The sequence below is a fragment of the Streptomyces sp. P9(2023) genome, from assembly GCF_032436795.1.
GTDB lineage: Bacteria > Actinomycetota > Actinomycetes > Streptomycetales > Streptomycetaceae > Streptomyces.
The window spans coordinates 1-17584 of the sequence record NZ_JAUPWM010000063.1; the positions used below are offsets into that span (position 1 = coordinate 1).

A 17584-nucleotide genomic window follows, 5' to 3' on the forward strand; every position below is an offset into this window, starting at 1 on the left:
CGCGGCCCAGCCAGGCACCGCCAGGCCGGCAGGCACCGCGGCCCAGCCAGGCACCGCCAGGCCGGCAGGCACCGCGGGCCAGGCGGGCACCGCCAGGCCGGCAGGCACCGCGGCCCAGCCAGGCACCGCAGGACACGCGGGCGTCGCACGACCGGCCGGAGATGTCGAGGTGGCGGTTGCCGGATTCGCCAGGGATGCCGGTGCCTCGGCCGGTGCGCCGCTCGTCCTCGCCGAGTTGAGCGGCATCGTCGTCGGCGAGCGGCTGCGGGTCGACGAGTTGCGGATCGAGGCCGGTGACCGGGTGCTCGTCTCCGGGCCCAACGGGGCCGGGAAGACGACGTTGCTGCGGGTCCTCGCCGGCGATCTGCGGCCCGACAGCGGCACGGTCGTCCGGTCGGCCCGGGTCGGCTACCTGGCGCAGGAGCTGCCGCCCGTACCGTCGCCGAAGCCGCTGCTCACGGCGTACGCCGCGGGCCGGCCCGGGCTGCCCGAGGAGTACGCGGCGGAGCTGCTCGCCCTCGGGCTGTTCCGGGAGGAGGACCTGACCGTGCCGGTCGCCGCGCTCTCGGTGGGCCAGCAGCGCCGCCTGGAGCTGGCCCGGCTGGTGACCCGGCCCGCCGACCTCCTCCTCCTGGACGAGCCGACCAACCATGTCGCGCTCTCCCTGGTCGAGGACCTGGAGGCGGCCCTGGCCGCCTTCCCGGGCGCGGTCGTCGTGGTCTCCCACGACCACCGCTTCCGCGCGGGCTTCGGAGGCACCCGGCTGGAACTCCGCTCAGGCCGTGCCGCCTGAAGTACCCCTGATAACCGCCGCCATCACCGCCGGGTCGTAGCCGTCCCCGACCCCGTCGATCAGCAGCAGGTCACCCGATATGTGCCGGCTACGCAGCGGGATCAGCTCCTGGTAGGCGGCGGAGTCGTACCAGCGGCGGGCGTGGTCCATCGACGGGAACGCGACGAGGACGAGGTCACCGGGCCACTCGCCCTCCCGGACCTCCCGCTCGGGAGCACCGTGGACGAGGAAGCGGCCGCCGAAGGGGTCCAGCGTGGACCGGACGCGCTCCATGTAGGTGAGGACCTCGTCGTGGACGACGGTCTGCGGGCTCAGGTTCGCAAGTGCGTAAGCTGCCATGAGGCAAGCGTGCCGGGGCATGCCGTACGGGTCGATTACCCCGGACGTCATGCCCCGGCACGGCAAGGCTCAGATCGTCGACGCGTCGATCACGAAGCGGTACCGCACATCGCTCGCGAGGACCCGCTCGTACGCCTCGTTGATCTGGTCCGCGCGGATCACCTCGATCTCCGCGCCCAGGCCGTGCTCCGCGCAGAAGTCGAGCATCTCCTGCGTCTCGGCGATGCCGCCGATCATCGAGCCGGCGAGCGTCTTGCGGCCGCCGATCAGCGAGAACAGGTTGAGCGCGATCGGCTCCTCGGGCGCGCCGACGTTCACCAGGGCGCCGTCCGTCTTGACCAGGCTCAGGTACGCGCCGAAGTCGATCGGGGCCGAGACCGTGGAGACGATCAGGTCGAAGGTACCCGCGAGCTCGGTGAAGGTCGCCGGGTCGCTGGTGGCGTAGTAGTGGTCGGCGCCCAGCTTGAGGCCGTCCTCGCGCTTCTTCAGCGACTGGCTGAGCACGGTCACCTCGGCGCCGAGCGCGTGAGCGATCTTGACGCCCATGTGACCGAGGCCGCCGAGGCCGACGATCGCGACCTTCTTGCCGGGGCCGGCCTTCCAGTGCGCGAGCGGCGAGTAGAGGGTGATGCCGGCGCAGAGCAGCGGGGCGGCCTCGTCGAGGGCGATGCCGTCCGGAATGCGCAGGGTGTAGTTCTCGTCGACGACGATGTGGCTGGAGTAGCCGCCGTAGGTCGGCTCGCCGTTCTTGTCGAGGGCGTTGTACGTGCCCGTGCCGCCGCTCGTGCAGTACTGCTCCAGGCCCTGGAGGCAGTACGCGCACTCCCGGCAGGAGTCGACGAAGCAGCCGACGCCGACACGGTCGCCGACCTGGTGCTTCGTGACCCCGGCGCCGACCTCCGTGACGATGCCGGCGATCTCGTGGCCGGGCACCATCGGGAAGATGCCCTCGCCCCAGCCGTCACGGGCCTGGTGGATGTCGGAGTGGCAGATGCCGGCGAACTTGATCTCGATGAGGACGTCGTGCTCGCCGACCGGGCGGCGCGGCACGGTGGTGCGCTCCAGCGGGGCGTTGGCGGCGGGAGCGGCGTAGGCGGGAACAGTGCTGGCGTTCGTGGTCATGGCGTCAAGCCTGGCGGATTACGCGGGAGCTACCCAGCCCTCTGTTCTGCCTACGACCAGCGTGCGTACCACTGGCAGGGACAGGAACAGCCGTCCGCCCGCTCGTACGACCTGGGATAATAGGGACGCATGGATCTCAGTGCCGAACTCAGCGAATTCCTGCGCTCGCGCCGGGCCCGGCTGAAGCCCGAGGACGTCGGCCTGCCGGACTTCGGCCGGCACCGGCGGGTACCGGGCCTGCGCCGGGAGGAGCTGGCGCAGCTGGCCGGTGTCTCGGTCGCGTACTACACCCGTCTTGAGCAGGGCAACGGGCGCGGTGTGTCCATGGAGGTCCTGGACGCGATCGCCCGGGCGCTGCGGCTGACCGACAGCGAGCGGGCGCATCTGACGCACCTGGCCAAGCCCTCGGCGAAGAAGAAGCTGCACCGGGCGGCGATCGCCCGGCCCCAGCAGGTGCGGCCGGGTCTCGCGCAGCTGCTCGACTCGATGGACACGATCCCGGGCTTCCTGGTCGGCCGGAGGCTCGACATCCTGGCCTGGAACCGGATGGCCCGGGCGCTGATGGGCGACTTCGCCGCCTGGGAGCCGCGCGAGCGGAACGTGGCGCGGATGGTCTTCCTCGACCCGAACTCCCGTGATCTGTACGTCGACTGGGAGTGCAAGGCGACCGAGGTGGTGAGCGTGCTGCGGCTGTACGCGGGCTGCTATCCGGAGGACCCGGCGCTCCTTGAGCTGGTGGGTGAGCTGTCGGTGCGCAGCGAGGAGTTCCGCTCGCTGTGGGCCGCGCACACGGTCGCCGACAAGGGGCACGGCACGAAGCGGCTGCGGCACCCGCTGGTGGGCGAGATGACGCTGCAGTACGAGTCGCTGAAGGTCGCGGGCGCGGACCCGGACCTGATGCTGGTGACGTACCACGCGGAGCCTGGGACGGCCTCGGCGGACGCGCTGCGGCTGCTCGCGCAGTGGGGCGTGGAGGAGCCGGTCGTACGGTAGGGCGATCTTAGGGCGATCCACGGAGAACGGCGGCCCCCTCCGGTGCGGAGGGGGCCGCCGTTCTCGTACGCGGTGACGGGGCGGATCAGACCGCCGAGCCGGCCTTCCAGGCCGACCAGCTCATGTTCCAGCCGTTGAGGCCGTTGTCCGGCGCGATCGTCTTGTCCTTGGAGTTCTTGACGATGACGACGTCGCCCACGATGGAGCGGTCGTAGAACCAGGCGCCCATCTGGTTCGGGTCGCCGGCGCCCTTGACGTCGTTCAGGCCCACGCAGCCGTGGCTGGTGTTGACGGAGCCGAAGATCGAGTCGGCGCCCCAGTAGTTGCCGTGGATGAACGTGCCCGACGTGGACAGCCGCATGGCGTGCGGGACGTCCTTGATGTCGTACTCGCCCTTGCCGTCGTCGTCGGTGAAGCCGACGGTGGCGCCGTTCATCCGGGTCTCCTTGAACTTCTCGGAGATCACCATCTGACCGTTGTAGGTCGGGTTCTTCGGGGAGCCGGCGGAGATCGGGATGGTCTTGATCGTCTTGCCGTCCTGCGTGACCGTCAGGGTCTTGGTGGCGACGTCGACGGTGGAGACCTGGTTACGGCCGATCTTGAAGGTGACGGTCTTCTGCTGGACGCCGAAGACACCCTTGGCGCCCTCGACGCCGTCGAGGTCCAGCTTCAGCGTGACGGTCGAGCCCTCGGTCCAGTAGTCGTCGGGACGGAAGTCCAGGCGCTGGCCGTTGAACCAGTGCCCGACGACCTCCTGGCCGGTGCTGGAGGTCACCTTGATGCCGCCCTGGACGGCGGCCTTGTCGGTGATGGCCTTGTTGAAGTTGATCGAGACCGGCATGCCGACGCCGACGGTGGAGCCGTCCTCGGGCGTGAAGTTGCCGATGAAGCTGTTGGCCTGGGAGACGGTGGTGAAGGAGGAGTTCTCGTGGGCCTCCATGCCGTCCGCGTCCGTGGCCGTCGCCGCGAGCTTGTAGACGGTGGCGCGCTTGAGCGCCCCGGTGGGCTGCCAGCTCGTGCCGTCGGCGGAAATCTCGCCCTTCACGGCCGCGCCCTCGGCGGTGGTGAGCGTCACCTCGGTCAGCTTGCCGTCGGTGACCGTCACCTTGGCGTCGTTGTTGATCGACGCGTTGGTGGAGCCGTTCTTCGGCGAGATGGATATCTGGGCCTTCGAGGTCTTCTGCGCCGCCGCCTCGTCGACCTGAGCCTGTGACTGCGCCGTCTTGGAGGCGTCGGCCGCGCCGCTCTTGTCCCCGCCGCTGCACGCCGAGAGCACCAATACGCCGCCGAGCACCGCGGCTGCCGCCGCCAGGCTCTTGCGGCGCTTGCCGTCCGTCATCACATGCTTCTCCATCGTCGCCGAATCCCTGCCAACACTGGTCTGAACATCCATGAGACCCTCCGCGGTTCCACAAGCGGAAGGTTTGTGGGGAACGCCACTGATCAACACGTACGCGCGAAGCGTTCGGTTCCCGTATCGGGGGTCCCGAATCGGTCACGTATCCGGTGCCGCGCTCGGTCGCGTACCCGGTCCTGTACCCGGCATGTACAGCGCGAAGCCCCGGTACGGAGCGAGCGGGCGCCGTACCGGGGCTTCGAGGTGGTGCGCCCCCCGTCAGACCCGTTCCGTGTCGTCCTCTTCGTCCACCTCATCTTCCTCGTCGAGCTCCCACTCCTGGGCATCGGGGTCGTAGTCGACCTCCTCGCTGCTCCAGGAGGCCTGCACGAGCTCGACCCCGGGGACCTCGCTGACCAGGTCGAACGGCTCGATCAGATAGGCCAGCGCCTCGGCGCTGTCCTCGCGTACGGCGGAGCGGGCGTGCACGCGCTCCTCCTCCGGCATGAACTCGTCGGTGTCGATCCGCCCGACGGCCGCGCCGGTCAGCTCCTCGGGTCCTTCGACCGCCAGGACCACTTCCACCCGAAGCCGTACATAACGTGATGTCTCGGAAGTACTCATATGACGGAGCGTAGGCCGCCGGGGCGCTCGACTTTCTTCCGACCCGCTGTGTTCATTAGCATCGGCGCAGCTGCCAATTCGGGGTTTCCGCAAGGGGGATCGAATCTCTGTGTCCGTCGCTCGACGCCCGCTGCTGACCGCCACGGCGGCCGGGGCACTGCTCTTCGCCCTGTGGTTCGTCCCGTCCGCGAACGCGACCGACGAGGGTCGGGCCACCGCGACCGAGCAGGAGCGAGCTGCCGAGGGGGCGCGGCTCGCGGAGACGGGCGGCCCGAACACGACGCCGTACGTGATCGGCGGGACGGGCTTCCTTGCGGTGGGCGCGGGGTTCGTGGCGCTGGCGATGAGACGCGGCGGCCGGGCGCACTGAGACGTACCGACCGCGAAGGGCTGTCGCTCCCCGAGGGGAGCGACAGCCCTTTCGTCGTTCGCCGCCGTTACGCCAGCGGGCCGGTGACCGGCTCCACGGCGGCGACCAGCTTCCCCTCGCGGACGAACGCGTCGGCGGCGGCCAGGTCGGGGGCGAGGAAGCGGTCCGGGCCCGGGCCCTCGACGCCCGCGGCGCGCAGGGCGTCGAGGGCGGCCTGTGAGGCGGGGGCCGGGGTCAGGCCGCGGCGGAGCTCGATGCCGCGGGTGGCGGCGTAGAGCTCGACGGCGATGATCCGGTTGAGGTTGCCGATCGCGGTGCGCAGCTTGCGCGCGGCGGACCAGCCCATGGAGACGTGGTCCTCCTGCATCGCGGAGGACGGGATGGAGTCGGCGGAGGCCGGGACGGCCAGCCGCTTCATCTCGCTGACCAGGGCGGCCTGGGTGTACTGGGCGATCATCAGGCCCGAGTCGACACCGGCGTCGTCGGCGAGGAAGGGCGGCAGGCCGTGGGACCGGTTCTTGTCGAGGAGCCGGTCGGTGCGGCGCTCGGCGATGGAGCCGAGGTCGGCGGCGGCGATCGCGAGGAAGTCGAGGACGTACGCGACGGGGGCGCCGTGGAAGTTGCCGTTGGAGCGGATCTGGCCGTCCGCCAGGATCACCGGGTTGTCCACGGCGGAGGCGAGCTCGCGCTCGGCGACCGTACGGGCGTGGGCCATGGTGTCGCGGCCGGCGCCGGCGACCTGCGGGGCGCAGCGCACGGAGTACGCGTCCTGGACCCGCGGGGCCTCCTCCTCCTGGAAGTGGCCGGTGAGGCCGGAGCCCTTGAGCACCGCGAGCATGTTGGCGGCGGAGGCGCCCTGGCCCGGGTGGGGGCGGATGGCGTGCAGCTCGGGTTCGAGGACCTTCTCGGTGCCGAGGAGGGCTTCGAGGGAGAGGGCCGCGGTGATGTCGGCCGACTTGTAGAGGGTGTCGAGGTCGGCGAGGGCCATGATCAGCATGCCGAGCATGCCGTCGGTGCCGTTGAGGAGGGCGAGGCCCTCCTTCTCGCGGAGCTCGACGGGCTGGATCCCGGCGGCGGCGAGCAGCTCGCCGGCGGGCTTCACGGTGCCGTCGGGGCCCTCGGCGTCGCCCTCGCCCATCAGGGTCAGGGCGCAGTGCGAGAGCGGCGCGAGGTCGCCGGAGCAGCCGAGGGAGCCGTACTCGTGCACGACCGGCGTGATGCCCGCGTTGAGGATGTCGGCCATGGTCTGCGCGACCTCGGGGCGGACGCCCGTGTGCCCGGAGGCGACGGTCTTCAGCCGCAGGAACATCAGGGCCCGCACGACCTCCCGCTCGACGCGCGGCCCCATGCCGGCGGCGTGCGAGCGGACGATGTTGCGCTGGAGCTGCGCCCGCAGTTCGGGGCTGATGTGCCGGGTGGCGAGGGCCCCGAACCCGGTCGAGACGCCGTACACGGGCTCGGGCTTGGCGGCGAGCGCGTCGACGACGGCACGGGACTCGGCGAGCGCCCGCACGGCCTCGGGGGACAGTTCGACGCGCGCGCCGTGGCGGGCGACGTCGATGACGTCCTGGAAGGTGGTGCCGGACGTGCCGAGGACGACTGAGTGCATATCCATATTCAGCACCCTACGGATTGAAGACCAACCTGTCACTAGTCGACCTCATGTCACTGGTCGACCTGGGTACAGGCCCTTACCGCTCCCTCTGACCCTCGGGCTCCACCGGTGGCGCGTCGCGGAAGCGACGGCGGTCACGGGCTCCGGGCGGGGCGTCGGCCAGTTGGATGACCGTGCCGTCGCGGCCCGCCACCACCGGCTTCGCCGAGCGGGCCGCCTTCGCCTGGTACTGGGCCGCGTCGGCGAGCCGGAAGAGACGGCGGGCGGACTTGACCTGACCGATGGGGTCGCCGGTCGAGGCGACGCCGCAGGCCACACCCTCACCCAGCTCCAGTTCGCCCGCGCGGACGCAGAGTTCGTCCGCGACCGCCACCACCTCGTTCGCCGTCGGACCGAGGGAGAGCAGACAGAACTCGTCGCCGCCCAAGCGCGCCGACAGGGCGCCCGGCAGCATCGCCCCGCACCGCGAGAGCACCGAGCCGAACCGTTCGAGCAGGCGGTCGCCGACCGCGTGACCGTGGGTGTCGTTGACCCGCTTGAGGCCGTTCAGGTCGCAGACGACCAGGCTCACGACGGAGCCGTCCGCCCGGTAGCGCTCGATCGCCTCGTCGAGCCGGGTGTCGACCGCGCGCCGGTTGGCGAGGCCCGTCAGCGGGTCGGTGAAGGCCAGTTTCCGTACCTCCTCCAGCCGTTCGGCCTGCGCGATGCCCGCCGCCACCACGGCCGCGAGCACCGCAGCGAAGTCCGCGTCGTCGCGGTCGAAGACGGGCGCCCCGGCCGGGCGCGCCACGTACAGCTCGCCCCAGGCCCGCCCGTGCAGGACGACCGGCGCGACCACACAGCAGCCCCGCCCGCGCCTGCGCAGCCCGGTGACGCGACCCGTGGGGACGCGGTCGCCCGCGGTCTCCACCCAGGCGTCCGGCTCACCGCCGCCCGCCCAGTGGGCGTGCAGGAACTCGGTGATCTCGGGGAACTGGTGCACCGGATACGTCTCCGAGTCCGGGAACTCCTCCTCGCCCGCGGCCCGCTCACCGGCGTTGACCAGCACCTTGAGCCGGCCGTGGTCGCGCTGCCAGACCGAGAGTGCGGCGAAGCTCCCGCCGAGCCCGTCGCGGGCACCCAGCGCCGCGGCCCGCCAGAACTCGCGCGGGGTGTGCGCCGCCGCCATCGCCTGCGCCAGCGCCACTACGGCCCGCAGCCGCACGTCCTCTCCCATTCGTCCAGTTTAGGGAGGTTTCGCCTGTTTTAACGTGCGGAGGATCACGGAAAGTGACAGTGGGGTCGGAATCGGCGGATTCTCAGCGAATCCTCAGACGCCCGGCCACCGCGGCTTCCGCTTCTCGTTGAACGCCGCCACGCCCTCCGCCCGGTCCCCGGAGAAGGCCACCGCCCGCCAGGCCGCGTCCTCGACCTCCAGGCCCGCCTTCAGGTCCAGGCCCTGGCCGAGCCGCAGCGCCCGCTTCGAGGCGCGCAGGCCGATCGGCGAGTTCGCCGCCATCCGCCCGGCCAGCTCCAGTGCGGCCGTACGGGCGTCCTCCGCGAGCACGTCGACGAGCCCCAGCTCACGCGCCTCGGCCGCCTCCACCCGCCGCGCCGTGAAGACCAGTTCGGCGGCGCGCGCCGCGCCCACGCGGCGCGGGAGCAGCTGCGTACCGCCGCCGCCCGGGATGACGCCAACCGAGACCTCGGGCAGGCCCACCACGGCCGTCGCGTCGGCCACGATCACGTCGCAGGCGAGCGCCAGCTCGTAGCCGCCGCCGAGCGCGAAGCCGTGCACGGCGGCGACGGTCGGCATCGGCAGGTCGAGCACGCCGCCGTACGCGCCGCGCGAGACGGGCCGCTGGCGGACCATGTCGGCGTCCGTGAAGGAGTTCCGCTCCTTGAGGTCGGCGCCGACGCAGAAGGCCTTGTCGTTCGAGGACGACAGCACCGTCACCCGTACCGTCTCGTCCGCCGCGAGCGCCGCGCAGGCCGCGCTGATCGAGCGGGCCATCTCCAGGGAGACCGCGTTCATGGCCTTGGGCCGGTCGAGGACCAGCTCGGCGACGTACTCGTGCCGACGGACCTCGACGAACTCACCAAACCGCTGCTCGGACTGCTCGGACATGACCGCACCCTCCCGGTTAACGCGTGTTAACGACTGTTCACCGGGATCCTAGGTCGGGCGGCGGGTCAGCTGCCAGGGCTCCACGACCCCGAGTCCGCGCACCGGGCGCTGCCACATCGGCTGGAGCGCGAAGCGGTACGTCGGCGCCTGCTCGCCCTCCTTCTCGGCGCGGGCCGCCTCCTCGGCCGCCTGCGTCTCCGAGACGGGCGCGTCGCCGGTCCGGGTGATCTCCTCGGCGAGCGCCCCGTCGACCAGGACGGTGTCCTTGGGAGCTATCGAGGTGAGCCGGCTCGCGAGGTTCACGGTCGTCCCGAAGACGTCTCCCATCCGGGTCGTCACCGTGCCGAAGGCGATGCCGACGCGCAGGGCGGGCATCGTCTCGTCGTGGCTGAGCGTCTCGATCAGGCGCAGGGCGATCTCGGCGGCGGTGCCGGCGTCGTCGGCGGCGTACAGCACCTCGTCGCCGAGGGTCTTGATGAGCCGGCCGCCGTGCGCGGCGACGAGGTCGGCGCAGGTGGTCTCGAAAGCCTCGACCAGCTCGCCGAGCTCCTCCTCCTCCAGGCGGCGGGTCAGCCGGGTGAAGCCGACGAGGTCGGCGAAGCCGACGGCGAGCCGCCGGTCGACCATCTCCTCGTCGTCGGCGGCCTGCACGACGCGGCCGGTGGCGGCGGCGAGCTGGCGGCGCCAGACGTAGATCAGGAACTCCTCCAGCTCGGGCAGGAGCAGCTCGACCAGGGGGTACGTGACCTCGGTACGGGTCATCCCGGGCTCGGGCGGCTCGGTGAGGCCCTCCAGGAACGAGTCGATCTGCCACTCGGCGAGCCGGGCGGTGGTCTGGCCGGTGGACCTGGCGACCTGGACGGCCATCGGCTCGCTGAGCAGGCCCGCCTCGACGAGACCGGCGAGCCGGCGCAGGGCGAGGACGTCGGCCTCCGTGAGCGCCTTGGCCTGACCGATGTCGGCGAAGCCCATGGCGCGCCAGAAGCGGGAGGCCAGCTCCATGGAGACGCCGGCCGTGCGGGCGGCCTGGAAGGGGGTGTAGCGGCGGTCCGCGCCGAGGATGAGCTGTTCGAGGCGGATCGCGAGGGGGTCGTCGGACGGCTCGGCCGTGTGGTCGACGTGGTGGTGCGGCGTGGGGTACGCCGGCGGCTCGGCCTCACCGCCGTTGTGCGCGTCGTCGACGGTCACCGGCCGCCTCCTGCCGTTTCCCTGCCCACTGCCCTGCCGATCTGTCGCCCTGGATCGCGCTCCACGATACGACAGGTGTGTGCCAGCTCACGCCGTTCCGGCCGTGCCGGGGGTTGTGGGCAGGCGTTCCGCACGGGCACGGCTCGGCGGGACGCCTACCCACGACCGGTCAGGGCGTGGCACGGACGTGGACGATGTCGCCGGCGTCAGGGCGTGGCGCGGACCGGGACGATCTCGCCGGCGTCAGGGCGTAGCCCGGACGTGGACGATGTCGCCCGCCGCCACCGCCTCCGTGCCGCCGCCCTCCGTCGCGACCACCAGGCGGCCGTCGCCGTCCACGCCGACCGCATCGCCCTCCAGCATCCGTTCGCCCGGGAGGTCGGCGCGGACGCGGCGGCCCAGGGTCGAGCAGCCCGCCGTGTAGGCCGCCTGGAGGCCGGACGCCTCCGGGTCGCCGTCGGCCCGCGTCCACTCCCCGTACCAGTGCTCGAGGGACCGCAGGACCGCCCGCAGCAGCGTGTCCCGGTCGGTGGAGATCGCGTCGGCGAGGAGCAGCGAACCGGCGCCCGGCACCGGCAGCTCCTCGGCCTTCAGGGTCACGTTGACCCCGATCCCGACGACGACGCCCTCCTCGCCCGCCCGCTCCGCGAGGATCCCGCCGGTCTTCCGCTCCTCGCCCCCGACCGAAACCAGCAGGTCGTTCGGCCACTTGAGGGAGAGGTCGACACCGGCCGCCTTCGCGAGCCCGGTCGACGCCGCGACGCCGGCCAGCAGCGGGAGCCAGCCCCAGCGGTGCACCGGCACATCCGGCTTGAACAGCACGGAGACGAAGAGCCCGGCCCGCGGCGGCGACACCCAGTCCCGGTCGAGCCGCCCGCGCCCCGAGGTCTGCTCCTCGGCGACGAGCACCGCCCCCTCGGGCAGCTCGTCGGCCCGCGCGGCCAGGTCGGAGTTGGTGGAGCCGGTCGTGGTGACCAGGTCGAACGAGGTCCACAGCCCGTCGGGCAGGACGAGCGCGCGCCGCAGCGCGGCGGCGTTGAGCGGCGGCCGGTCCAGGTCGGACCAGCGCGCTCCTGAGGCATCGGAGGACGTCATGCAAGCCAGACTAGGTGTGGCAAAGACCGCAGTGCCGAACCGTATCGCCGTCGATACGCTACGGGTCAGTAGCCGGGCAGTAGCCCATTCGTACCCCACGAACCCCCCGTGACCAGGCAGGGAGCCGCATCCCGATGTCCGAGTCGGTAGAGCCGCAAGAGATCGACATTCACACGACCGCGGGCAAGATCGCGGATCTTCAGCGCCGTATTGACGAGGCCACCCACGCCGGTTCCGAGCGGGCGGTGGAGAAGCAGCACGCGAAGGGCAAGCTCACCGCACGGGAGCGGATCGCACTCCTGCTCGACGAGGGCTCGTTCGTGGAACTCGACGAGCTCGCCCGGCACCGGTCGACCAACTTCGGCCTGGAGAAGACCCGCCCGTACGGCGACGGTGTCGTCACCGGCTACGGCACGGTCGACGGCCGCCCCGTCGCCGTCTTCTCGCAGGACTTCACGGTCTTCGGCGGCGCGCTCGGCGAGGTCTTCGGCCAGAAGATCATGAAGGTCATGGACTTCGCCCTGAAGACCGGCTGCCCCGTGGTCGGCATCAACGACTCCGGCGGCGCCCGCATCCAGGAGGGCGTCATGGCCCTCGGCATGTACGGCGAGATCTTCCGCCGTAATACCCATGCCTCCGGCGTCATTCCGCAGATCTCGCTGGTCGTCGGGCCCTGCGCCGGCGGCGCCGTGTACTCCCCGGCCATCACCGACTTCACCGTCATGGTCGACCAGACCTCGCACATGTTCATCACCGGACCCGACGTCATCAAGACCGTCACCGGCGAGGACGTCGGCTTCGAGGAGCTCGGCGGCGCGCGCACGCACAACACCACGTCCGGTGTCGCGCACCACATGGCGGGCGACGAAAAGGACGCGATCGAGTACGTCAAGTCCCTGCTCTCGTACCTGCCTTCGAACAACCTCTCCGAGCCGCCGGCCTTCCCGGAGGTCGCCGAGACCGAGGTGTCGGGCGAGGACCTGGAGCTGGACACGCTCATCCCGGACTCCGCCAACCAGCCGTACGACATGCACGCCGTCATCGAACACGTCGTGGACGACGGCGAGTTCCTGGAGACCCAGTCGCTGTTCGCGCCGAACATCCTCACCGGCTTCGGCCGCGTCGAGGGCTTCCCGGTCGGCATCGTCGCCAACCAGCCGATGCAGTTCGCCGGCTGTCTGGACATCAACGCCTCCGAAAAGGCCGCGCGTTTCGTCCGTACCTGCGACGCGTTCAACATCCCGGTCATCACCTTCGTCGACGTGCCGGGCTTCCTGCCGGGCGTGGACCAGGAGTACGGCGGCATCATCCGCCGCGGCGCCAAGCTGATCTACGCGTACGCCGAGGCGACCGTCCCGCTCATCACCGTCATCACCCGCAAGGCCTTCGGCGGCGCGTACGACGTCATGGGCTCCAAGCACCTGGGCGCCGACCTCAACCTCGCCTGGCCGACCGCCCAGATCGCGGTCATGGGCGCGCAGGGCGCGGTGAACATCCTGCACCGCCGTACCATCGCCGCCGCCGAGGACCAGGACGCCGAGCGCGCCCGCCTCATCCAGGAGTACGAGGACACTCTCCTCAACCCGTACACGGCGGCCGAGCGCGGCTACATCGACGCGGTCGTCATGCCCTCGGACACCCGCCCGCAGATCGTGAAGGCCCTGCGTCAGCTGCGTACGAAGCGGGAATCCCTGCCTCCGAAGAAGCACGGCAACATCCCCCTCTAAGCCCCTCAGCGACAGGGAGTCGACATGATCAAGGTCGTACGAGGAAACCCGACCCCGGAGGAGCTGGCCGCCGCACTGGCGGTGGTCCAGGCCCGGGCCGCGGCGACGGCGGCGGCGTCCGCGGCCGGCGGCGGCCCGGTGGCCCCGGAGGGCTGGTCGGACCCGGCCCGCATCGCCCGTTCGGTACGGCACCGGCCGGGGCCGCGCTCCTGGGCGCGCTCCTACTGGCCGGCGTAGACGGCTACGAGTCACGGCGAAGGCCGGGCCCCCTTGTCCGGGGGGTCCGGCCTTTCGCGTACACGGGGACGCCGGGGGTGTCGTCACGCCTTGCGCAGGAAAATGCCCGCAAGCACCGCGCCCACCACCACGATCGCCGCGTTGACCAGGACCGCGAGGCCGATGCCGTCGAGGACCGTGGTGGAGGTGACGACGACGGCGCTCATGATCGGCGTGCCCATCGTGATGCCGATCTGCTGGGTCATGGTGGCGAGGCCGGTCGCCATGCCCTGCTCGGAGTCGGGGAGTCCGGAGGTGGCGGTGACCATGAAGCCGACGATGGCGAGCATGTTGCCGACCCCGCCCGCGAAGGTGGCCGCGAGCAGCAGCCACAGCCAGCTCCGGTCGTCGCCGAGGGCGTAGAGGGAGACGGTGGCGGCGGCCTGGAGGAGTCCTCCGGCGACCAGGGCGGCGCGGGAGCCGTACCGGCCGATGAAGCGCGACGCGAGGACTCCGCCGAGGACCGTGCCCGCGCCGAGCACGCCGAACGACAGACCGGCGGCGAGCGGCGAGAAGCCGAGGACGTCCTGGAGGTAGAGCGTCATCAGGAAGACCAGCGAGGTCTCGGTGACGAAGGCGACGAGCCCGGCGAGGTTGCCCCAGATCACGGTGGGGCGGCTGAGGATCCGTACCGGTACGAGGGGTGAGGCGGCGCGCCGCTCCACGAACCAGAAGGCGACGAGCAGGGCGACGCCGACGGGGAGCGCCAGGGGCTCGGTGGTGAGGCCGTAGACGAGGGCGAGGAGTCCGCCGGTGACGGTGATCGCGCCGGGGACGTCGAGGCGCGGGCGGTCGGCCGGACGGCTCTCCTTGAGGACGGCGGGCGCGACGAGCAGGACGGCGAGGGCGACGGGCACGTTGATGAAGAACGCCCAGCGCCAGGAGAGCAGATCGGTCAGTACGCCGCCGAGGATCGCGCCCGTGGTGAACCCGGCCGACATCAGCGCGCCGTTGAGGCCGAGCGCCTTGGCCCGCAGCGGACCCTCGGGGAACGAGGAGGTGAGCAGGGAGAGCCCGGCGGGGGTGACGGCGGCGGTGGCGAGGCCCTGGGCGACACGGGCGGCCATCAGCAGGGCGGGGTCGGTGGCCAGGCCGCCGGCGAGGGAGGAGATCCCGAGGAGCGCCATTCCGCCGAGGAAGAGGCGGCGGCGGCCGACGAGGTCGGCGACGCGCCCGAAGAGCAGGGTGAATCCGGCCGCGGCGAGGGCGAAGGCGGTGCCGATCCACTGGAGGTTCGCGAGGGAGAAGCCGAGTCCTTCGCCGATGACGGGCAGCGCGACGTTCAGGATCGAGAAGTCGACGGCCAGCATGAACTGGGCGACGAGGAGGACGAGGAGGACAAGCCGCATCCGTCCGTCCATACGGGCGGCGGGCTGGGTGCCGGCCTGTGACCGGACATCGGTGGCAACCATCAGAAGCCCCTTAATGGGAAGCTGATTCCGTTAAGATGTGGCGTACCGTAGCAGACTCGGAGGCGTTAATGGAACAGGAGACCCGTTTGAGTGAGAGCCAGCCGGCCGTGCCCGGCACCGTGCGTCCCGGGGGCCGTACCGCGAAGGTGCGCCGGGCCGTCCTCGAGGCGACCGAGGACGCCCTGGCCGCCACGGGCTTCCACGGGCTGAACATGGACCACGTCGCCGCGAGCGCGGGCGTCGGCAAGACGACCGTCTACCGGCGCTGGGGCTCCCCCGTCGGCCTCGTCGCCGACCTGCTCCGCGACATGGCCGAGCAGTCGCTCCCGGCCTCCGACACCGGCACCCTCGCCGGTGACCTGCGGGCCAACGCCGCGCTCGTACTCAAGACCCTCACCGACCCCCGGATGGGCGGCGTCTTCCGCGCGGTCATCGCCGCCGCGGCCTGCGACGAGGAGTGCGCCGAGGCGCTGAACGGCTTCTACCGGGCCCGCCTGGAGGAATGGGCCCCGGTGGTGAAGCGGGGCGCGGCGCGCGGCGAGATCCCGCCGGGGACGGACGGCCTGGAGCTGCTGCGCGCCATCTCGGCCCCGCTCTACTACCGCTTCATGATCACGCGCGAGCCGCTGGGCCCCGAGGACGCGGAGCGGGCGGTCCTGGCGGCCCTGACATCGGCGGACAGTGGGGTGTTCACCCCGATGTGACTAGTTCGTCGGCACCGGGTCGCTTGAGTACGAGTACTCAGGCGCCCCGGCCGTCGCGCCAGCAGGATCGGACGCATGCTGTGGTCCGACCCGGAGGATGAGCCGCCCAAGGAGATGCGCGACATGCAGGCGATGCTGCGCCGCGCGTCGATCCTGCTGGCACTGGCGATGGTGGTGGCGATGTTCGTGGCGGGCGTGCGCTGAGCGGCCGGGGTGCATGAGCGGCCGGGATGCATGAGCGGCCGGGATGCATGAGCGGCCGGGATGCATGAGCGGCCGGGATGCACGAGCGGCCGGGGTGCATGAGCGGCCGGGATGCATGAGCGGCCGGGGCCGGCGGGCGCCTGAGCGTCCAGGTGCCGCCGGAAGCGTCCGTACTGGCTACGCTTCCCCCATGACTGCTGATCGCCGCCGTGTCGTGCTCGCCTCCGCCTCGCCCGCCCGTCTCGGACTGCTGCGGCAGGCCGGACTCGCCCCCGAGGTCATCGTGAGCGGCGTCGACGAGGACAAGACGCACGCCCCCACCCCGGCCGAGCTCGCCCTCGCGCTCGCCGAGGCCAAGGCCGCCCATGTGGCCGCCCGCCCCGAGGTCTTCGGCGCGCTGGTCATCGGCTGCGACTCGGTACTGGAGCTCGACGGCCGGGCCCTCGGCAAGCCCGCCGACGCCGAGGAGGCCACCGCCCGCTGGAAGGCCATGCGGGGCAGGGTCGGCATCCTCCAGACGGGACACTGCGTGTACGACACGGCCGCCAAGCGCTACGAGTCGGCGACCGCCTCGACCCTCGTCCGCTTCGGCGACCCGACCGACGCCGAGATCGCCGCGTACGTGGCGAGCGGCGAACCGCTGCACGTGGCGGGCGCGTTCACGCTCGACGGCCGTTCGGCGCCGTTCATCGACGGCATCGACGGCGACCCGGGCAACGTGATCGGCCTGTCGCTGCCCCTGCTGCGCAAGCTGCTCGGCAAGTTGGGGATCGCGATCACCGATCTCTGGCACTGAGCGGCGAGCAACCCGGCACTACGCGGGCGCCGGTGCGCCTTCGGGCGCGTCGGTGCCCTTCCCGTACGCCACCAGCGTCAGCACGATCAGGCCGAACACCACGGTCATGAACGCGAAGGCGCCCCAGCCGATCAGGCCGACCGTCACCGCGCCGAGCAGCCCGTGGATGACGGCGCAGCCGACGAGCAGCGCCCGGCCGGCGCGGCCGGGCCGCTTGTCGCGGACGCCGGCGACGAGGGCGACGGTGGCGCAGAGCGCGAGCAGCACCCCGGAGACGATGCCGAGCACCCAGGTGCCGGTGACCATGTGGTCCGGGTCGAGTCCGTCCAGGGACATCGACTGGGCCTCGACGAAGCGTGCCATGACGGCGTTCAGCGCGACGATGCCCGGCGCCTCCAGGAACAGCACCCCCGCCGTCACGAGCGCTATCGGTCTACGGGCCACTCGGCCACCCCCATATGACGACTGTTACCGACAGTACGTACGACAGCGCGAAGGCTACTGCCGGGTAAACCGGCGGACAAGGGTCGGCGACGGACGAAGCCAGGGCAAAGAATCATTGCGCCATTCGTAGGGACTCCACAAAGAAACCTCATCGGCGACTGGTCGCCCGAACAGAGACCTGTGCCACACATCGGAGCTACTGTGCCGTAGAGGAGTCCTGCGTACCGTGGTGCGACAAGGGATTTCACGACCCCGAACGCCTCGTATCACGCTCCGTGTGGGCAAGCTCACCACTGGGGACGGGTCGAAAGGCCGTGTCGGCAGTCCCTAAACTCAGCTTGTTTTCAAGGAGGGAGCCATCGTGCGCAAGGTGCTCATCGCCAACCGTGGCGAAATCGCTGTCCGCGTCGCCCGGGCGTGCCGGGATGCCGGGATCGCG

20 protein-coding genes are annotated in these 17584 nt (G+C 71.4%); 9 read left to right on the forward strand and 11 right to left on the reverse strand.

The genetic code is table 11. The annotated features are described in order from the left end of the window. Window positions 1-793, forward strand: a 793-nt coding sequence (locus Q5762_RS36055; protein WP_315896548.1) for an ATP-binding cassette domain-containing protein, incomplete at its 5' end; no start/stop codon positions are given. Here the strand turns inward: Q5762_RS36055 and Q5762_RS36060 are convergent. Together Q5762_RS36060 and Q5762_RS36065 are read right to left on the reverse strand one after the other, a co-directional pair. Continuing rightward, the gene (locus Q5762_RS36060) at window positions 776-1132 is read right to left on the reverse strand and encodes a DUF1330 domain-containing protein (protein WP_315896549.1); all 357 of its coding nucleotides are present in this window, start codon (window positions 1130-1132) and stop codon (window positions 776-778) included. The two genes, Q5762_RS36055 and Q5762_RS36060, sit on opposite strands and share 18 nt — an antisense overlap. A 69-nt stretch (window positions 1133-1201) precedes the next feature. Continuing rightward, complete coding sequence (locus tag Q5762_RS36065; protein ID WP_315896550.1) at window positions 1202-2254, reverse strand: NAD(P)-dependent alcohol dehydrogenase; 1053 nt, start codon at window positions 2252-2254, stop codon at window positions 1202-1204. Between the two features lie 129 nt (window positions 2255-2383). Here Q5762_RS36065 and Q5762_RS36070 point away from each other — a divergent pair, with 129 nt between their 5' ends. Further along, window positions 2384-3247, forward strand: coding sequence for a helix-turn-helix transcriptional regulator (locus tag Q5762_RS36070; RefSeq protein ID WP_315896551.1), 864 nt, complete (start codon window positions 2384-2386; stop codon window positions 3245-3247). Between the two features lie 85 nt (window positions 3248-3332). Here Q5762_RS36070 and Q5762_RS36075 read toward each other — a convergent pair whose 3' ends face one another. Next, window positions 3333-4601, reverse strand: a complete 1269-nt coding sequence (locus tag Q5762_RS36075) for an Ig-like domain-containing protein (RefSeq protein ID WP_315896552.1) — start codon at window positions 4599-4601, stop codon at window positions 3333-3335. A 261-nt stretch (window positions 4602-4862) separates the two neighbouring features. Further along, the gene (locus Q5762_RS36080; RefSeq protein WP_315896553.1) at window positions 4863-5207 is read right to left on the reverse strand and encodes a hypothetical protein; all 345 of its coding nucleotides are present in this window, start codon (window positions 5205-5207) and stop codon (window positions 4863-4865) included. Between the two features lie 109 nt (window positions 5208-5316). Here Q5762_RS36080 and Q5762_RS36085 point away from each other — a divergent pair, with 109 nt between their 5' ends. Then, the gene (locus Q5762_RS36085; protein WP_315896554.1) at window positions 5317-5577 is read left to right on the forward strand and encodes an LAETG motif-containing sortase-dependent surface protein; all 261 of its coding nucleotides are present in this window, start codon (window positions 5317-5319) and stop codon (window positions 5575-5577) included. 67 nt (window positions 5578-5644) lie between these two features. On the opposite strand, the gene hutH is transcribed toward Q5762_RS36085, so the two are convergent. The 5 genes from hutH to Q5762_RS36110 form a co-directional block, all read right to left on the reverse strand. After that, window positions 5645-7186 carry a histidine ammonia-lyase gene (gene hutH / locus Q5762_RS36090; RefSeq protein ID WP_315896566.1) on the reverse strand — a complete coding sequence of 514 codons (1542 nt, stop codon included), beginning with the start codon at window positions 7184-7186 and terminating at the stop codon, window positions 5645-5647. An 82-nt stretch (window positions 7187-7268) separates the two neighbouring features. Continuing rightward, window positions 7269-8408: a GGDEF domain-containing protein gene (locus Q5762_RS36095; protein ID WP_315896555.1), complete on the reverse strand. Its 1140-nt coding sequence runs from the start codon at window positions 8406-8408 to the stop codon at window positions 7269-7271. 93 nt (window positions 8409-8501) lie between these two features. Beyond that, entirely contained in the window at window positions 8502-9299 is a 798-nt protein-coding gene (locus tag Q5762_RS36100) for an enoyl-CoA hydratase-related protein (RefSeq protein WP_315896556.1), read from the reverse strand. Window positions 9300-9347: 48 nt separating this feature from the next. After that, window positions 9348-10487: an adenylate/guanylate cyclase domain-containing protein gene (locus tag Q5762_RS36105; RefSeq protein ID WP_315896557.1), complete on the reverse strand. Its 1140-nt coding sequence runs from the start codon at window positions 10485-10487 to the stop codon at window positions 9348-9350. 243 nt (window positions 10488-10730) lie between these two features. Continuing rightward, entirely contained in the window at window positions 10731-11582 is an 852-nt protein-coding gene (locus tag Q5762_RS36110) for a biotin--[acetyl-CoA-carboxylase] ligase (RefSeq protein ID WP_315896558.1), read from the reverse strand. A 134-nt stretch (window positions 11583-11716) separates the two neighbouring features. Here Q5762_RS36110 and Q5762_RS36115 point away from each other — a divergent pair, with 134 nt between their 5' ends. Further along, window positions 11717-13309, forward strand: coding sequence for an acyl-CoA carboxylase subunit beta (locus Q5762_RS36115; protein WP_315896559.1), 1593 nt, complete (start codon window positions 11717-11719; stop codon window positions 13307-13309). 24 nt (window positions 13310-13333) lie between these two features. Beyond that, the gene (locus Q5762_RS36120) at window positions 13334-13546 is read left to right on the forward strand and encodes an acyl-CoA carboxylase epsilon subunit (protein ID WP_315896560.1); all 213 of its coding nucleotides are present in this window, start codon (window positions 13334-13336) and stop codon (window positions 13544-13546) included. An 83-nt stretch (window positions 13547-13629) separates the two neighbouring features. Here Q5762_RS36120 and Q5762_RS36125 read toward each other — a convergent pair whose 3' ends face one another. Further along, window positions 13630-14997: an MFS transporter gene (locus Q5762_RS36125; RefSeq protein WP_315896561.1), complete on the reverse strand. Its 1368-nt coding sequence runs from the start codon at window positions 14995-14997 to the stop codon at window positions 13630-13632. Window positions 14998-15032: 35 nt separating this feature from the next. Between Q5762_RS36125 and Q5762_RS36130 the strand changes: the two genes are divergently transcribed. From Q5762_RS36130 to Q5762_RS36140, 3 genes are all read left to right on the forward strand, one after another. Then, window positions 15033-15701: a TetR/AcrR family transcriptional regulator gene (locus tag Q5762_RS36130; protein WP_399495482.1), complete on the forward strand. Its 669-nt coding sequence runs from the start codon at window positions 15033-15035 to the stop codon at window positions 15699-15701. A gap of 75 nt (window positions 15702-15776) precedes the next feature. Further along, window positions 15777-15905 carry a morphogenic membrane protein MmpB gene (gene mmpB, locus Q5762_RS36135; protein WP_315896563.1) on the forward strand — a complete coding sequence of 43 codons (129 nt, stop codon included), beginning with the start codon at window positions 15777-15779 and terminating at the stop codon, window positions 15903-15905. 190 nt (window positions 15906-16095) lie between these two features. Continuing rightward, window positions 16096-16701: a nucleoside triphosphate pyrophosphatase gene (locus Q5762_RS36140; RefSeq protein WP_315896564.1), complete on the forward strand. Its 606-nt coding sequence runs from the start codon at window positions 16096-16098 to the stop codon at window positions 16699-16701. Window positions 16702-16719: 18 nt separating this feature from the next. Here Q5762_RS36140 and Q5762_RS36145 read toward each other — a convergent pair whose 3' ends face one another. Then, window positions 16720-17145, reverse strand: coding sequence for a hypothetical protein (locus Q5762_RS36145; RefSeq protein ID WP_315896565.1), 426 nt, complete (start codon window positions 17143-17145; stop codon window positions 16720-16722). A gap of 361 nt (window positions 17146-17506) precedes the next feature. On the opposite strand from Q5762_RS36145, the gene Q5762_RS36150 reads away from it, so the two are divergent. Beyond that, the coding region (locus tag Q5762_RS36150) for a biotin carboxylase N-terminal domain-containing protein (RefSeq protein WP_308435431.1) at window positions 17507-17584 on the forward strand (78 nt) is incomplete at its 3' end.

Excerpts from the sequence above, each read along its gene's own strand:
- Q5762_RS36125 (WP_315896561.1), bottom strand. The coding sequence starts at position 14,997 with ATGGTTGCCACCGATGTCCGGTCACAGGCCGGCACCCAGCCCGCCGCC.
- mmpB (WP_315896563.1), top strand. The coding sequence starts at position 15,777 with ATGCTGTGGTCCGACCCGGAGGATGAGCCGCCCAAGGAGATGCGCGAC.
- Q5762_RS36120 (WP_315896560.1), top strand. The coding sequence starts at position 13,334 with ATGATCAAGGTCGTACGAGGAAACCCGACCCCGGAGGAGCTGGCCGCC.
- Q5762_RS36140 (WP_315896564.1), top strand. The coding sequence starts at position 16,096 with ATGACTGCTGATCGCCGCCGTGTCGTGCTCGCCTCCGCCTCGCCCGCC.
- Q5762_RS36100 (WP_315896556.1), bottom strand. The coding sequence starts at position 9,299 with ATGTCCGAGCAGTCCGAGCAGCGGTTTGGTGAGTTCGTCGAGGTCCGT.
- Q5762_RS36110 (WP_315896558.1), bottom strand. The coding sequence starts at position 11,582 with ATGACGTCCTCCGATGCCTCAGGAGCGCGCTGGTCCGACCTGGACCGG.
- Q5762_RS36095 (WP_315896555.1), bottom strand. The coding sequence starts at position 8,408 with ATGGGAGAGGACGTGCGGCTGCGGGCCGTAGTGGCGCTGGCGCAGGCG.
- Q5762_RS36080 (WP_315896553.1), bottom strand. The coding sequence starts at position 5,207 with ATGAGTACTTCCGAGACATCACGTTATGTACGGCTTCGGGTGGAAGTG.
- Q5762_RS36075 (WP_315896552.1), bottom strand. The coding sequence starts at position 4,601 with ATGGAGAAGCATGTGATGACGGACGGCAAGCGCCGCAAGAGCCTGGCG.
- Q5762_RS36060 (WP_315896549.1), bottom strand. The coding sequence starts at position 1,132 with ATGGCAGCTTACGCACTTGCGAACCTGAGCCCGCAGACCGTCGTCCAC.
- hutH (WP_315896566.1), bottom strand. The coding sequence starts at position 7,186 with ATGCACTCAGTCGTCCTCGGCACGTCCGGCACCACCTTCCAGGACGTC.
- Q5762_RS36115 (WP_315896559.1), top strand. The coding sequence starts at position 11,717 with ATGTCCGAGTCGGTAGAGCCGCAAGAGATCGACATTCACACGACCGCG.
- Q5762_RS36065 (WP_315896550.1), bottom strand. The coding sequence starts at position 2,254 with ATGACCACGAACGCCAGCACTGTTCCCGCCTACGCCGCTCCCGCCGCC.
- Q5762_RS36070 (WP_315896551.1), top strand. The coding sequence starts at position 2,384 with ATGGATCTCAGTGCCGAACTCAGCGAATTCCTGCGCTCGCGCCGGGCC.
- Q5762_RS36130 (WP_399495482.1), top strand. The coding sequence starts at position 15,033 with ATGTGGCGTACCGTAGCAGACTCGGAGGCGTTAATGGAACAGGAGACC.